This window comes from Pseudomonas sp. MF6394, from assembly GCF_002018845.1.
GTDB lineage: Bacteria > Pseudomonadota > Gammaproteobacteria > Pseudomonadales > Pseudomonadaceae > Aquipseudomonas > Aquipseudomonas lactis.
In genome coordinates this window covers 20,763-36,401 of the sequence record NZ_MVOJ01000017.1, presented here as the reverse complement: position 1 = coordinate 36,401, position 15,639 = coordinate 20,763, and the positions used below count along the sequence as shown (strand labels likewise).

Annotated in this window: 14 protein-coding genes; 11 read left to right on the top strand and 3 right to left on the bottom strand. The window is 61.6% G+C overall.

Features of this window, described 5'->3' with window-relative positions:
* The first annotated feature begins 160 nt into the window (after window positions 1–160).
* Together MF6394_RS18285 and preA are read left to right on the top strand one after the other, a co-directional pair.
* Window positions 161–1,528, top strand: coding sequence for an NAD(P)-dependent oxidoreductase (locus tag MF6394_RS18285; RefSeq protein WP_057711264.1), 1,368 nt, complete (start codon window positions 161–163; stop codon window positions 1,526–1,528).
* Window positions 1,528–2,802, top strand: coding sequence for an NAD-dependent dihydropyrimidine dehydrogenase subunit PreA (gene preA / locus MF6394_RS18280; RefSeq protein WP_003192280.1), 1,275 nt, complete (start codon window positions 1,528–1,530; stop codon window positions 2,800–2,802). Before MF6394_RS18285 ends, preA begins: the two co-directional genes overlap by 1 nt.
* Before the next feature lie 563 nt (window positions 2,803–3,365).
* On the opposite strand, the gene MF6394_RS18270 is transcribed toward preA, so the two are convergent.
* Complete coding sequence (locus MF6394_RS18270) at window positions 3,366–3,986, bottom strand: TetR/AcrR family transcriptional regulator (protein WP_069558757.1); 621 nt, start codon at window positions 3,984–3,986, stop codon at window positions 3,366–3,368.
* Window positions 3,987–4,102: 116 nt separating this feature from the next.
* On the opposite strand from MF6394_RS18270, the gene copC reads away from it, so the two are divergent.
* The 9 genes from copC (at window position 4,103) to MF6394_RS18225 (ending at window position 12,726) form a co-directional block, all read left to right on the top strand.
* Window positions 4,103–4,468, top strand: coding sequence for a copper homeostasis periplasmic binding protein CopC (gene copC / locus MF6394_RS18265; protein WP_047711210.1), 366 nt, complete (start codon window positions 4,103–4,105; stop codon window positions 4,466–4,468).
* 3 nt (window positions 4,469–4,471) lie between these two features.
* Window positions 4,472–5,329: a copper homeostasis membrane protein CopD gene (gene copD, locus MF6394_RS18260; protein ID WP_047711211.1), complete on the top strand. Its 858-nt coding sequence runs from the start codon at window positions 4,472–4,474 to the stop codon at window positions 5,327–5,329.
* 276 nt (window positions 5,330–5,605) lie between these two features.
* On the top strand, window positions 5,606–6,868 hold the full coding sequence (locus tag MF6394_RS18255) for an OprD family porin (protein WP_078467219.1): 1,263 nt from the start codon (window positions 5,606–5,608) through the stop codon (window positions 6,866–6,868).
* A gap of 230 nt (window positions 6,869–7,098) precedes the next feature.
* Entirely contained in the window at window positions 7,099–7,917 is an 819-nt protein-coding gene (locus MF6394_RS18250) for an NAD-dependent epimerase/dehydratase family protein (RefSeq protein ID WP_044274639.1), read from the top strand.
* Between the two features lie 26 nt (window positions 7,918–7,943).
* Complete coding sequence (locus tag MF6394_RS18245) at window positions 7,944–8,819, top strand: SMP-30/gluconolactonase/LRE family protein (protein WP_078467218.1); 876 nt, start codon at window positions 7,944–7,946, stop codon at window positions 8,817–8,819.
* 45 nt (window positions 8,820–8,864) lie between these two features.
* Window positions 8,865–9,827, top strand: coding sequence for a TRAP transporter substrate-binding protein (locus MF6394_RS18240; protein WP_078467217.1), 963 nt, complete (start codon window positions 8,865–8,867; stop codon window positions 9,825–9,827).
* Between the two features lie 65 nt (window positions 9,828–9,892).
* Window positions 9,893–10,420: a TRAP transporter small permease gene (locus MF6394_RS18235; protein WP_078467216.1), complete on the top strand. Its 528-nt coding sequence runs from the start codon at window positions 9,893–9,895 to the stop codon at window positions 10,418–10,420.
* 1 nt (window position 10,421) lies between these two features.
* Window positions 10,422–11,702 carry a TRAP transporter large permease gene (locus MF6394_RS18230; RefSeq protein ID WP_078467215.1) on the top strand — a complete coding sequence of 427 codons (1,281 nt, stop codon included), beginning with the start codon at window positions 10,422–10,424 and terminating at the stop codon, window positions 11,700–11,702.
* A 163-nt stretch (window positions 11,703–11,865) separates the two neighbouring features.
* Window positions 11,866–12,726: an aldose 1-epimerase gene (locus MF6394_RS18225; RefSeq protein WP_078467214.1), complete on the top strand. Its 861-nt coding sequence runs from the start codon at window positions 11,866–11,868 to the stop codon at window positions 12,724–12,726.
* Window positions 12,727–12,847: 121 nt separating this feature from the next.
* Here MF6394_RS18225 and MF6394_RS18215 read toward each other — a convergent pair whose 3' ends face one another.
* Both MF6394_RS18215 and MF6394_RS18210 read right to left on the bottom strand, forming a co-directional pair.
* Window positions 12,848–13,993, bottom strand: coding sequence for an HlyD family secretion protein (locus MF6394_RS18215; RefSeq protein WP_003192298.1), 1,146 nt, complete (start codon window positions 13,991–13,993; stop codon window positions 12,848–12,850).
* On the bottom strand, window positions 13,990–15,633 hold the full coding sequence (locus tag MF6394_RS18210; protein ID WP_003192300.1) for an MFS transporter: 1,644 nt from the start codon (window positions 15,631–15,633) through the stop codon (window positions 13,990–13,992). Before MF6394_RS18210 ends, MF6394_RS18215 begins: the two co-directional genes overlap by 4 nt.
* Window positions 15,634–15,639: the final 6 nt, after the last annotated feature.

The window sequence follows — 15,639 nt, the reverse complement described above, 5'->3', positions numbered from 1 at the left end:
GCCCCCTTCGCGAGCAAGCCCGCGCCCACATTTGATCCCATTTCAACAGGACAAATGCGGTGGAATGTGGGAGCGGGCTTGCTCGCGAAGAGGCCAGTACAGGCAACAAAAAACCAATGCCCATCAGAGGCAGCACCTCAATAACCGTGAGGCCGACACCGTGATCCAGACCCTGACCCACCTCCCCCACCCCCGCGAAGACGGGGCCACCCTCGCCAGCCAGTTCACCGACCTGGCACCGCCGCTCAACGCCCGCCAGGCCCAACTGGAAGCCTCGCGCTGCCTGTACTGCTACGACGCGCCTTGTGTGAATGCGTGCCCCAGCGAGATCGACATTCCGTCGTTCATCCGCAATATCCACACCGACAACGTACAAGGCGCCGCGCAGAAGATCCTCTCGGCCAACATCCTCGGTGGCAGTTGCGCGCGGGTGTGCCCGACGGAAATCCTCTGTCAACAAGCCTGCGTACGCAATAACGCCGAAGAATGCGCCCCTGTGCTGATCGGCCTGCTACAACGCTACGCCATCGACAATGCGCATTTCAGCGAGCACCCGTTCCAACGCGCCGCGCCCACCGGCAAGCGTATCGCCGTGGTCGGTGCCGGGCCTGCCGGTTTGGCCTGCGCCCACCGCGCCGCCTTGCACGGTCATGACGTGGTGATTTTCGAAGCGCGGGAAAAAGCCGGCGGACTGAATGAATACGGAATCGCCAAATACAAACTGGTGGACGACTTTGCCCAGAAGGAGCTGGATTTCCTCCTGCAGATTGGCGGCATCGAGGTTCGCCACGGCCAGCGCCTGGGCGACAACCTGACCTTGAGCGAACTGCACCAGCAGTTCGATTCGGTGTTCCTCGGCCTGGGTCTCGCGGCCAGCAAACAGCTGGGCCTGCCCTTTGAGGACGCCCCTGGCCTGCTCGCCGCCACCGACTATATCCGCGAACTGCGCCAGGCCGATGACCTAACCCAACTGCCCCTGGCCGACCGCTGCATCGTGCTCGGCGCCGGCAATACCGCCATCGACATGGCCGTGCAGATGGCCCGCCTCGGTGCCCGCGATGTCAACCTGGTTTACCGCCGTGGCCTGGCCGACATGGGCGCGACCCACCACGAACAGGACATCGCCAAGGCCAATCAAGTCCGGCTGTTGACCTGGGCCCAACCCGACGAGGTGCTACTCGACGACCAAGGCCGCGTGCGCGGCATGCGCTTTGCCCGCACCCGCCTGGAAAACGGTCGCCTGCTGCCGACCGGGGAAACCTTCGAACTGGCTGCCGACGCGATCTTCAAGGCGATCGGGCAAGGCTTCGACAACGACGCCCTGCACGATCCGCTGGCCCAGCAACTGCATCGCGTCGGCGAGCGCATCTTCGTCGATGAGCAACTGCGCACCAGCATCCCAGGGGTGTATGCCGGCGGCGACTGCGTCAGCCTCGGCCAGGACCTCACCGTGCAGGCGGTACAACATGGCAAGCGGGCCGCCGAAGCCATGCATGCCCAACTCATGCTGACTGTGGAGGCTGCGTAATGGCCGATCTCTCGATTGTATTCGCCGGTATCAAAGCGCCCAATCCGTTCTGGCTGGCCTCCGCGCCGCCCACCGACAAAGCCTACAACGTGGTGCGTGCGTTCGAGGCTGGCTGGGGTGGCGTGGTGTGGAAAACCCTGGGGGAAGACCCGGCAGCGGTGAACGTGTCGTCGCGCTACTCCGCGCACTATGGCGCCAACCGTGAAGTGCTGGGCATTAACAATATCGAACTGATCACCGACCGTTCCCTGGAGATCAACCTGCGGGAAATCACCCAGGTGAAAAAGGACTGGCCGGACCGCGCGCTGATCGTCTCGCTGATGGTGCCCTGTGTCGAAGCGTCCTGGAAAAACATCCTGCCCTTGGTGGAGGCGACCGGCTGCGACGGCATTGAGCTGAACTTCGGCTGCCCCCACGGCATGCCCGAACGGGGCATGGGCGCCGCCGTCGGCCAGGTGCCGGAGTACGTGGAGCAAGTGACGCGCTGGTGCAAGACGTATTGCTCGCTGCCGGTGATCGTCAAGCTCACGCCGAACATCACCGACATCCGCGTGGCGGCGCGGGCGGCCTATCGCGGCGGCGCCGATGCGGTGTCGCTGATCAACACCATCAACTCCATCACCAGCGTGGACCTGGAGCGTATGGTCGCGCTGCCGGTGGTCGGCACCCAGAGCACCCATGGCGGTTACTGCGGCTCGGCGGTCAAGCCGATTGCGTTGAACATGGTTGCCGAAATCGCCCGCGACCCACAGACCCACGGCCTGCCGATCTGCGGCATCGGCGGTATCGGCACCTGGCGGGATGCGGCGGAGTTTGTTGCCCTGGGCTGCGGCGCGGTGCAGGTGTGCACGGCGGCGATGCTGCATGGGTTTCGCATCGTTGAAGAGATGAAGGACGGCTTGTCGCGCTGGATGGACAGCCAGGGCCATGCCAACCTGCAGGCGTTTTCCGGGCGGGCGGTGGGCAATACCACGGACTGGAAGTACCTGGACATCAACTACCAGGTCATCGCCAAGATTGATCAAGAGGCGTGCATTGGCTGTGGGCGTTGCCATATCGCCTGCGAGGACACCTCGCACCAGGCCATTGCCAGCTTGAAGCAGGCCGATGGGACGCATCTGTATGAGGTGATCGACGATGAGTGTGTGGGCTGCAACCTGTGCCAGATCACTTGCCCGGTGGCCGACTGCATCGAGATGGTGCCGATCGATACCGGCAAGCCGTTTTTGAACTGGACGCAGGACCCGCGCAATCCTTATCGGGAGGCAGTGTAGTTCTTTAGGTCGCTATCGCAGGCAAGCCAGCTCCCACAGTTGACCGCGCCCGGCCACACACTCCACGATGCGAAGCGAGTCGCTCTTGATCTGCTCTTGATCTTAGGCGCCCCGTTAAACCACGCTGGCCGGAATTCGACAGGGATTTGGGGGGTAAACCGGCAGGGATGCCGGTTTAGCCGCCCCGCGCCATGGATGGCGCGTGGCGGCGGCCCCCCAAATCACTGGCGGATTACGGGCACACCGAGCCTAGGCGAGGTGCCGAGTGGTGGGGCAAGAGCGCTTTGCTTACTTTCGCGCTTTTCGAAAGTGAGCCGCCGTCAGGGCGGAACCCTAGGTGGCCGTTACCGCAGGAATGGATATGTACACGGTCCAACTGTGTTGACTGTTAGGCCGTCTTCGCAGGCAAGCCAGCTCCCACATTTGGACTACGGCGCGTCAGATAGATAAGCGTCGGCTGCAGGGCCGTCACGGGAGCAAGCTCCCTCGCCACAGATCCGGCGTCGCACCAAAATTGTGTAGATACCTATGCTGCGATACGGCCCTGAGCCTCACTATAAGGCTCAAGGCTCCAAGCCAATCCCGCGCAAAATCACACCGGTCACGGTCTGAATGGCCTTCTCGAACTGCCTGTCCGACAACGGCTGGTGATCATTCAAAATCTTCACCTGGTGGTCGAAGTCGGCATAGTGCTGGGTCGAGGCCCAGATCATGTACAGCAGGCTCGACGGTTCCACCGGCAGGATGCGTTTGTCTTGCACCCATTGGCGAATCTTCGCTTCCTTCATCTTGGCCCAGTCGTACAGGCTTTCATCCAGGGCTTCACCGAGTGTGGGCGCGCCGTGGATGATTTCATTGGCCCAGACCTTGGAGCCATAGGGGCGCGTGCGCGAGCGCTGCATCTTGGCGCGGATGTAGCTGCTGAGCACTACACGGGGGTCGTCGAAGGTTTCAAAGCTCAGGGCGTCCTGCTTCCACAACTCCAGCAGGTCGAACAGCACCGCGCTGTACAGCTCGCCCTTGGTGGTGAAGTAGTAATGCAGGTTGGAGCGCGGCAGTTGCGCTTCTTCGGCGATGTCGGCCATGGCGGTGCTGCCATAGCCCTTGTTGGCGAAGACCTTCTCCGCCGCCAGCAGGATTTTCTCGACGTTGACCCGACGAATTCCGATCTTGTGATTGCCCATAAGGGCTCCCTGACAACAACACGGCCTAAAGACTACCACCGGCTCTAGATCGGGGCGACAGGCCAAGCCGAAACTTCGTACACTGCCGGCTCCTGTCCTCTGATTGGTATTGAACAATGTTGCTCAAGAAGTCCCTGACCGCTGCTGTCCTGTTCACTGCCCTGCTGGGCGCCTCCACGGCGTTTGCCCACGCCCACCTCAAGAGCGCGGAGCCTGCGGCTGACAGCACCGTCGCCGCGCCGAAAGACCTGCGCCTGACCTTCAGCGAAGGCGTCGAAGCCACCTTCACCAAGGTGTCCCTGAGCAAGGACGGCACCGAAATTGCGATCAAGGGCCTGGAAACCCCGGACGCCGACAAGAAAACCCTGGTGGTCACGCCTGCCGCTGCGCTGGCAAGCGGCACCTATAAAGTCGAATGGCATGCAGTGTCCGTCGACACTCACAAAAGCGAAGGCACTTACGGCTTCAAGGTCGGCCAATAACCCATGGCAACCCTGCTGGTGCTGTGCCGCTTCCTGCATTTCATCGTCGTGCTGTTGATGTTCGGGGCCTGGGTGTTCAGGCCCTGGCTGCTCGGCGCTCATGTGCAACCGACACTGGACCGGCAACTGCTGCGCATCACCCGCGGTCTGGCGGGGTTGGGGCTCGTCACCGGGGTTGTGTGGTTGCTGTTGATCACCGCCAGCATGGCAGGCAGTTGGGACGCGGCGCTACAACCGGCCACCCTCCAGTTGGTGCTGGGCAAGACCTTTTTTGGCCAGGTATGGGCCTGGCATCTGTTGCTGAACCTGCTGCTGGTGATCGTGCTGATCAAGCCCTGGCCGTCCTTGCGCTTGCCGCTGCTCGCCATGCTGCTGGCAACCCTGGCACCCGTAGGTCACGGCGCCATGCTTGACGGGCTGAGTGGACAGTTGCTGATTCTCAACCAGGTGGTGCACCTGCTGTGCGTTGGGGCCTGGCTCGGGGGGTTGCTGGTGTTGGTGCTGATCTTCAGGCATGCGCAAGGCCAGCGCCTGGAGCCGATTTTGCGTCGCTTCAGTGGTGTGGGATATGGCCTGGTCGGCGGCCTGCTGGTGACCGGTCTGATCAACGTACGCGTGCTCACCGGACAACTGTGGCCCACACCGTTCTTCCAAGGGTTTGCCTTGATTTTGCTGATCAAGGTGGGGCTGGTACTGGGCATGCTGGGGTTGGCGCTGCTGAACCGGTTGCGTATCAAGCGATGCGAGCAACGCCTGGGCAGTTTGAAAGCCAGTGTGATGATGGAGTGGCTGCTGGGCCTTGCAGCGGTGGCGGCGGTTTCCCTGCTTGGAACGTTACCGCCGATGGTGATGGCTGACTGAAACCTGCGTTGCAATGCAATCCATGTAGGAGCGAGCTTGCTCGCGAAAAACTCACAGGCGCCGCGTTCATTCAGGAAGCACGCGTTATCGTTGACGTTTTTCGCGAGCAAGCTCGCTCCTACAGGGGGCGACCGTGCCGCTGCGTTGAATCGTTTCACCCAAGTCATCGTATAACTTCTGCTTGACACGCCCAGAAAACCTCGCAAATATCGCGCTCAATGTTGTACGACGACGTATAACAAATAATAAAAACAACAAAACAAAGGGAGCCTCACTGTGAGTCAATCCGCCCGCCATTCCTGCACGCGCCTGGGCCTTCTCGGTCTCGGCAGCCTGGCCGTCACCCTGCCGCTGGGTGCCCATGCCGAAGGCTTTATCGACGACGCCAAGGCCACGCTCAATCTGCGTAATGCCTACTTCAACCGCAACTTCACCAACCCGACCAACCCCCAGGGCAAGGCCGAAGAGTGGACGCAGAATTTTATCCTCGATGCCAAGTCCGGCTTTACTCAGGGCACGGTCGGCTTCGGGATAGACGTGTTGGGCCTGTATTCGCAAAAGCTCGATGGCGGCAAAGGCACCGCCGGCACGCAACTGCTACCGGTACATGACGATGGCCGCCCCGCCGACAATTTCGGGCGCCTGGGTGTCGCACTGAAAACCAGGCTGTCGAAAACCGAGTTGAAGGTTGGCGAATGGATGCCGGTGCTGCCGATCCTGCGTTCCGATGATGGCCGTTCCCTGCCCCAGACCTTTCGCGGCGGCCAAATCACCTCCAATGAAATCGCCGGCCTGACGCTCTACGGTGGCCAGTTTCGCGGCAACAGCCCGCGCAACGACGCGAGCATGGAAGACATGTTCATGAACGGCAAAGCCGCGTTCACCTCGGACCGTTTCAACTTCGGTGGCGGCGAATACACCTTCAATGACAAACATACCCAGGTCGGCCTGTGGTACGCCGAACTGACTGATATCTACCAGCAGCAGTACCTCAACCTCACCCACAGCCAGCCGGTGGGCGACTGGACCTTGGGGGCCAACCTCGGTTTCTTCAACGGCAAGGAAGACGGCAGCGCCCTGGCCGGCGACCTCGATAACAAAACCCTGTTCGCCCTGCTCTCAGCCAAATACAACGGCCACACCTTCTACGTTGGCCTGCAAAAACTCAGTGGCGACAGCGCCTGGATGCGCATCAACGGCACCAGCGGCGGCACCCTGGCCAACGACAGCTACAACGCCAGCTACGACAACGCCAAGGAAAAGTCCTGGCAGGTGCGCCATGACTTTAACTTTGTGGTGCTCGGGGTTCCGGGGCTGACCCTGATGAACCGCTATATCAGCGGCAGCAACGTACACACCGGGGCGATCACCGACGGCAAGGAATGGGGGCGTGAGTCGGAGCTGGCCTACACGGTGCAGAGCGGTGCGCTGAAGAACCTCAATGTGAAGTGGCGCAACTCGACCATGCGCCGGGACTTCAGCAATAACGAGTTCGATGAGAACCGGATTTTTATCAGCTATCCGATTTCGTTGCTGTAGCTCCAAAGGCAAATCCGATCTCAAAGGTGCCACATATCGATGTGGGAGCTGGCTTGCCTGCGATAGCGGCGGGTCAGTTACCACATTCTTTTCTGACTCACCGCTATCGCAGGCAAGCCAGCTCCCACATTTGATCTCATGCGCCTGGAAGGAAGTTGACAACACCAGGAATCCCTAACACTATTTCCCTATAGTCATACGACAACCTACAACAAAAATCTGGAAGGCCCATGACCCTCACCACTCCCACTCCTTTCAACCGCCTGCTGCTTACCGGTGCCGCCGGCGGCCTGGGCAAAGTCCTGCGTGAACGCATGCGGCCTTATGCCCAGGTGCTGCGCCTTTCGGATATCGCTGAAATGGCCCCCGCCACCGATGCTCGCGAAGAAGTGCAAACCTGCGACCTGGCCGACAAACACGCCGTGCATCAGTTGGTAGAGGGCGTCGACGCTATCCTGCACTTTGGCGGCGTGTCCGTGGAGCGCTCGTTCGAAGAGGTGCTGGGCGCGAACATCAGTGGCATTTTCCATATCTACGAAGCCGCCCGCCGCCACGGGGTCAAGCGGGTGATCTTCGCCAGTTCCAACCACGTGATCGGTTTCTACAAACAGGGTGAACAACTCGACGCCCACTCCCCTCGCCGTCCGGACAGTTACTACGGCCTGTCCAAATCCTACGGCGAAGACATGGCCAGTTTCTACTTCGACCGCTACGGCATCGAGACCGTGAGCATCCGTATCGGCTCCTCGTTCCCGCAACCGCAGAACCGCCGGATGATGCACACCTGGCTGAGCTTCGACGACCTGACCCAACTGCTCGAACGCGCGCTGTACACGCCCAACGTCGGCCATACCGTGGTGTACGGCATGTCGGCCAACCTCGATACCTGGTGGGACAACCGCTACGCCGCGCATCTGGGCTTTGCGCCCAAGGACAGCTCCGAAGTGTTCCGCGCCGAGGTCGAAGCCCAACCGCCCGTGGCCGCCGATGACCCGGCCAAGGTCTACCAGGGCGGTGCGTTCTGCGCGGCGGGGCCGTTCGGTGACTGAGTGCCCAGCAACCCAAGGGAATGACCATGCGTGCTGAATTGATTGTCGACGCCCGTAACGCCGTGGGCGAATGCCCGGTGTGGGTGCCCGAAGAAAACGCGCTGTATTGGGTGGATATCCCCAACGGCGGCCTGCAACGCTGGAACGCCGCCACCGGCCATCTGGCGGCGTGGAAAGCCCCGCAAATGCTCGCCTGTATTGCCCGCACCAACACGGGTAACTGGGTGGCCGGCATGGAAACTGGCTTCTTCCAGCTCACGCCCCACAACGACGGCAGCCTCGACACCACGCCGCTGGCCAGCATCGAGCATTCACGCCCGGACATGCGTTTGAACGATGGCCGCTGCGATCGCCAGGGCCGCTTCTGGGCCGGCAGCATGGTGCTGGACATGGGCTTGAACGCCGCCGAGGGCGTCCTTTATCGCTATGCGTCCGGGGCTGCGCCCCACGCGCAACTGGACGGGTTCATCACCCTCAATGGCCTGGCCTTCAGCCCCGATGGCCGCACGATGTACGCCTCCGATTCGCACCCGAAGGTGCAACAGGTCTGGGCGTTCGACTACGACATCGAGACCGGCACGCCGTCCAATCGCCGCGTATTCATTGATATGAACGACTTCCCCGGGCGTCCCGACGGTGCGGCCGTGGACGCCGAGGGCGGCTACTGGATCTGCGCCAACGACCCCGGGCTGATTCACCGTTTCACCCCCGACGGTCGCCTGGACCGCTCCCTGAGCGTGCCGGTGAAAAAACCCACCATGTGCGCCTTCGGTGGCAGCCGCCTGGACACTTTGTACGTCACCTCCATCCGTGACGACCCGAGTGAACAGTCGCTGTCCGGAGGCGTGTTCGCCCTCAACCCCGGCGTCCAAGGGCTGCCCGAACCCCGCTTCATCGTTTAATCGCTGTGCCTTGAATACAACAATAACAAGACAGGAGTGACTTCCATGGACTTCAAACGCACCTTGCTCGCCGCTGCAATCTTCACCCTCTGCAGCGCCGCCCACGCGCTGGAAATCAAGTTTGCCGACATCCACCCCGCCGGCTACCCCACCGTGGTCGCCGAAGAGAACATGGGCAAGGCCCTGACCAAGGCGAGCAACGGCGAGCTGACCTTCAAGTACTTCCCCGGCGGTGTGCTGGGCTCCGAGAAGGAAGTGGTCGAACAGGCCCAGGTCGGCGCCGTGCAGATGACCCGCGTCAGCCTCGGTATCGTCGGCCCGGTGGTGCCGGACGTGAACGTGTTCAACCTGCCGTTCGTGTTCCGCGATCAGGCACATATGCGCAAGGTCATCGATGGCGAGATCGGCGACGAGATCCTCGCCAAGATCACCAACTCCGAGTTCGGCCTGGTGGCCCTGGCCTGGATGGATGGCGGCACGCGCAACCTCTATACCAAAAAACCGGTGCGCAAGATCGAAGACCTCAAGGGCATGAAGATCCGCGTGCAAGGCAACCCGATTTTCATCGAAGCCTTCAACGCCATGGGCGCCAACGGCATTGCCATGGACACCGGCGAGATCTTCAGCGCCCTGCAGACCGGGGTCATCGACGGCGCGGAAAACAACCCGCCGACCTTGCTGGAACACAACCACTTCCAGAACGCCAAGTACTACACCCTCACCGAACACCTGATCCTGCCTGAACCTATCGTGATGTCGAAAATCACCTGGAACAAGCTCAATCCCGCCCAACAGGACATGGTCAAGGCCGCCGCCAAGGCCGCCCAGGCCGATGAGCGCGTGCTCTGGGACGCCAAGTCCGCCAGCAGTGAAGAGAAACTCAAGAAGGCCGGCGTGGAGTTCATCACGGTCGATAAAAAGCCCTTCTATGAGGCGACCGCCGCGGTGCGTGCCAAGTACGGCAAGCCATACGCGGACATGATCAAGCGCATCGACGCGGTTCAATAACCTCCCCTGCCCCTGCATAAGGCCCGGCGCGGTCGGTATCGACGCGCCCGGTCACGGTGAACGCCATGAAGACTTTACTGCTGCGCTTCAATGACCGCCTCTACATGACCTGCATCTGGGTCGCCGGCCTTTCGGTATTGGGGGTCGCCTTGATCATCCCCTGGGGTATCTTCACCCGCTACGCCCTCGGCACCGGTTCCAGCTGGCCGGAGCCCACCGCCATCCTGCTGATGCTGGTGTTCACCTTTATCGGCGCCGCTGCCAGTTATCGTGCCGGTGCGCACATGTCGGTGGCGATGTTCACTGACCGCTTGCCGCCCGCCCAACGCCGTTTCGTCGGCATCCTCTCGCAACTGCTGATGGGCACCATCTGCGTATTCATGACGATTTGGGGCGCCAAGCTGTGCCTGTCCACCTGGAACCAGTTCATGAGCGCCATCCCTACCCTGCGCGTGGGCATTACCTATATGCCGATCCCGATTGGCGGCGTGCTGACCCTGGTGTTCGTGGTCGAAAAGCTGCTGCTCGGTGACCAGAGCAACCGCAAGGTCGTACGTTTCGACCTGGTTGAAGAAAACGAAGGGGCTGCCTGATATGGACGCATTGATTCTGTTGGGCAGCTTTGTAGCCTTGATCCTGATTGGCATGCCGGTGGCCTATGCGTTGGGGCTGTCGGCGTTGATTGGCGCGTGGTGGATCGACATTCCGTTCCAGGCCCTGATGATTCAGATTGCCGGTGGGGTGAACAAATTTTCGCTGATGGCGATTCCGTTCTTCGTGCTGGCCGGGGCGATCATGGCCGAGGGCGGCATGTCGCGGCGCCTGGTGGCCTTTGCCGGCGTGCTGGTGGGCTTTGTGCGCGGTGGGTTGTCGCTGGTCAATATCATGGCTTCGACGTTTTTTGGCGCGATTTCCGGTTCGTCCGTGGCCGATACCGCCTCGGTCGGCTCGGTGCTGATTCCGGAAATGGAACGACGTGGTTACCCACGCGAATTCGCCACTGCAGTGACCGTCAGCGGTTCGGTGCAGGCGCTGCTGACGCCGCCCAGCCATAACTCGGTGCTGTACTCCCTGGCAGCGGGCGGCACGGTTTCCATCGCCTCGCTGTTCATGGCCGGCGTGGTGCCGGGCCTGATGATGAGCGCGTGCCTGATGGTGCTGTGCCTGATCTTCGCGAAAAAGCGCGACTACCCCAAAGGCGAAGTCATCCCCTTGAAGCAGGCGCTGAAGATCGCCGCCGATGCGCTCTGGGGCTTGATGGCCATGGTGATCAGCCTGGGCGGCATCCTCTCGGGCATCTTCACCGCCACCGAGTCTGCGGCGATTGCAGTGTTGTGGGCGTTCTTCGTGACCATGTTCATCTACCGCGACTACAAATGGCGCGAACTGCCCAAGCTGATGCATCGCACGGTGCGCACCATTTCCATCGTGATGATCCTGATCGCCTTCGCCGCCAGCTTCGGCTACATCATGACCCTGATGCAGATCCCGGCGAAGATCACCACGCTGTTCCTGACCCTGTCGGACAACCGCTACGTGATCCTGATGTGCATCAACGTCATGCTGTTGTTGCTCGGCACGGTGATGGACATGGCACCGCTGATTCTGATCCTCACGCCTATTCTGATGCCGGTGATCCTGGGCATTGGCGTCGACCCGGTGCACTTCGGCATGATCATGCTGGTGAACCTGGGCATCGGCCTGATTACCCCGCCGGTGGGCGCGGTGCTGTTCGTCGGCGCGGCGGTGGGCAAGACCAGCATTGAAAAAACCGTGAAGGCCCTGCTGCCGTTTTATGCGGTGTTGTTCTTGGTGCTGATTGCAGTGACCTACATCCCGGCGTTGTCGCTGTGGTTGCCCCATTTGGTGCTGTAAACCGACCTTGAGATCACAAAAAGTCAAAATGTGGGAGCGGGCTTGCTCGCGAATGCGGTGTTTCAGTTGGAAGATTCGGTGACTGACACTCCGCATTCGCGAGCAAGCCCGCTCCCACCTTTGATCGGCGCTGTTTGTTTTGACTACAGAGGGCAGGTCAATCGTGATTGAGCTTACTGATCAATTCACCCATCTGGTGCTCGCCCCCGCCATCGGCGGCAGCCTCGTCAACTGGACGGTACGCGCCACCGGGCAACCGCTGTTACGGCACAGCGATGCACAGGCGATCAATACCGGGCTGCCGGGCAAGCTGGGCTGTTATCCATTAGCGCCCTGGTCCAACCGCATCGCCCAAGGTGGGTTCGACAACCCCGGTGGCTGGCTGGCACTGGCAGCCAATAGCCTGACTGATCCCCTGCCGATTCACGGCTCGGCCTGGCAGCAGCCGTGGCAGGTGATAAGCCAGTCAGAACATGAAGTGGTGTTGGAGTTGCGCTGCGAAACGCCCTTCGCCTATCACGCCCGTCAGCGGGTGCGCTTGAACAACGGTGAGTTGAATATCGATTTGTGCGTGACTCACCTGGCCGAGCAACCGGCGTGGCATGGGCTGGGCTTGCATCCGTACTTGCCGCGTCGGCCGGGTTCGCGGCTGCAGGCCAGGGCTGGGCAGGTGTGGAGGAGTGATGCAGCCAAGCTGCCCACAGGGTTGGCATCGGTTCCAGAAGATTGGGATTTCCGGCAACTGAAGGAACTGCCAGACGGGCTGGTGGACAACGGCTTTTGCGGCTGGGATGGGCACTGCCTGATCGAGCAACCGGAGCTTGGCTACCGCCTTGAATGCCAGGCCAGCGGCGCCGATTACTTCCTGCTGTACTGCCCGCCGGGGTTGGATTTTTTTTGCATCGAGCCGGTGAGCCATCCGGTGAATGCCCATCACCTGCCAGGCAGGCCTGGCCTGAAACTGCTGGAGCAAGACCAGTCAACCCACCTGGCATTCAACCTGAAATACACTCCAAATGCCTGAACTGTAGGAGCGAGCTTGCTCGCGAAAAACTCACAGGCGCCGCGTTCATTCAGAAAACACGCGTTATCGTTGACGTTTTTCGCGAGCAAGCTCGCTCCTACAGTCAGAGGATGCGTCAAAGTCAGGGTGGGCTGTTTTTCAGGCGCCCCGCCGTGTCGATACTCACCACCACCGACAACCCCGGTCGCAAGCGCTCACTCTCGGCCTGGTCCGGGTCTACGGTGATGCGCACGGGCACCCGCTGGGCGATCTTGACGAAGTTGCCGGTGGCGTTGTCGGCCTGCAACAGGCTGAACTCGGAACCGGTCGCCGGGGAAATATGCTGCACCGTGCCATGGAATTTGCGGTGGTTCAGCGCATCTACGGTGAACGTCACCGGCTGGCCGACCTGCACATTGTCCATCTGGGTTTCTTTCATATTGGCAATCACCCACAACTGCTTGGGCACCAGCGCCATCAGTTGCGCGCCGGAATTGACGTAAGCGCCCAGGCGCACGCCGATCTGCCCGAGCTGGCCATCCCGTGGTGCCGTGATGCGGGTATTGGACAGGTCGATGCGCGCCAGTTCCACCGCCGCCTCGGCACTCGCGACAGCGGCCTCCAGGGAGCCGCGGTTGACGATCACCGTCTGCAAATCCTGGCGGGCAATTTCCAGGCTGGCCTGGGCCTGGGCCACGGCGGCAATGGTCTGGGCATTGGCGGCACGGGTCACGTCCAGTTCGCGCTTGGACACCGAACCATCGCTGATCAGCTCTTCATTGCGGCGCAAGTCCGCAGTGCTCTTGCGTGCCTGGGCCTGGCTGTCGACCAACGCGGCCTGGCGCAGCTTGATGGTCGCTTCAGCGCTGTTGCGTTGCTGCACCACGTTGGCCAACGAGGCCTTCTGCACCGCCAGTTGCGCCAGGGCCTGGTCGAGGCGTTGCTTGTAGATGCGGTCGTCCAGGCGCACCAGCAGGTCGCCGGTCTTGACGTACTGGAAGTCCTGCACCGGCACTTCGAACACATAGCCGCTGAGCTGCGGGCCGATAATCGTCACCTGCCCCCGCACCAAGGCGTTCTCGGTGGTTTCCACCGCGCTGCTGAACGGCGGCAGTTGCCAGGCGTACAGCACGATCAGCACACCGATGATGGCGATGGCGGCAAAGCCCAGGGACGAGATGATACGCACGCGCAAAGGCCGTAACTGGGTGGGCACCGCGCCCGGTGGCGTGCTGCCTTCCGGCGTGGCGGCAATGGCGGTCGTGGTGGTGGTTGAAGGTTCGGTCATGAAGTCGCGCCGCTGGGTTGAACAGGAGGAGTTGCTTTGGTAGTGCTCATCAGCCACAGGCTGCGGGTGAAGATCCACAGCATGGTCAGGATCGCGATAATCGCGATCAGCATGAAGACATCGTTGTAAGCCATGACGTTCGCCTCACGGGTGGCCGCCGTGGCCAGGCTGCGGATGCCCATGAGGTTGCGCAGTTCCGGGTCGGCGACGATCTTGCCATAGGCCGCCCCACCACTCTGCACCCGCGCCGCCACAAGCGGGTCGATCAGGGTCAGGTGCTCGACGATCATGCTCGAATGGTACTTCTCGCGCACGATCTGGAAGGTGCCCAGCAACGCCGCGCCGATCAGGCCACCGAGGTTCTGGCAGATGCCGAACATCACCGAGAAGCTCACCAGGTTGCGTGGGTTGGTCAGCACATTCTTGGTACCCAGCACCATGGTCGGCCCCAGGAAGAACGTACCGCCGAAGCCTAGCAGGAACTGGCTGATATAGAGGTTCTGCGGGCGGGTCAGGTTGCTGGAAAAACTGTCCATCACCGAACCTGTCGCCATCAGCGCCAGGGAGATGATCAGCGGCATCAGCAGGTGCGCCGGGTTGATCGTCAGCGCGCTGACCACCAGCCCGGCAATCGCGCCGGCCAGCATCACCACGTACAGGGTATGCATCTGCTGGTAGCTCATGTTCAGCATCTGCATGAACCCCACCGCACCGGTGGATTGCTCGGACAGCACCATGCGAATCAGCACCACCGCCAGCGCCAGGCGGATCATCACGCCGCTGCCCAGCCAGCGCGTCATCAGCATGGGGTTGCTGCGGTTATGCTCGATGGCCAGCCCGGCCATGATCAGCACCAGGGAACAGGCCGAGGCCACGCCGATCCACGGCGCTTCCAGCCACCAGTCGATGCGCCCCAAAGACAGCACTGCGCAGAGCAAGGCCACGCCGCTGGCGAGGATGGCAAAGGTCAGGAAGTCGAGTTTTTCAAAGGTCTTGAAGCGATCGCCCGGCGGCAGCTTGAGCAGGAACACACAACCCAGGCAGATCAGCGCCAGGCCCAGCTCGAACAAATACAACCCGCGCCATTCAGCGATTTGCAGCAAGTCTTCGGAAAACAGCCGCGCCAGCGGTAACGCCAACTGCGCGGTGCCCAGCCCCAGCACCAGGGCTTTCAACCGCCACTTGGCCGGGAATGCCTGGATCATGTAGTACAAGCCCAACGAACTCAGCGCCGCACCCACCATGCCATGGGCGGCCCGTACCGCAATCGCCGAACTGAGGTCATTGACGAACAAATGCCCGAAGGTCACCAGCGCGTAGAGCACCAGGAACACCTCGGTAAACGCGCGCAGGCCGAACTGCTGGCGAAACTTCACCAGCAGCAGGTTCATGCACACGTTGGTCATCACATAGGCGGCGGGCAGCCAGGCCATTTCCGCGGTGGTCGCGCCCAGGGCGCCTTGCAGGTATTGCAGGTTGGCGATAACCAGGGCGTTACCCAGGCCGCCGGTAATTGCCACCAGCACGCCGACCATCGCGAAGAGCCAGCGCTTATGCGTAGGGTGCAGCGGCGTCGAGGGCGAGCCAGGCAGGCTCGGCCGCTCGTGGGGTTGCCAGGTGTGGGGGGTGTATTTATCCATTCGGTG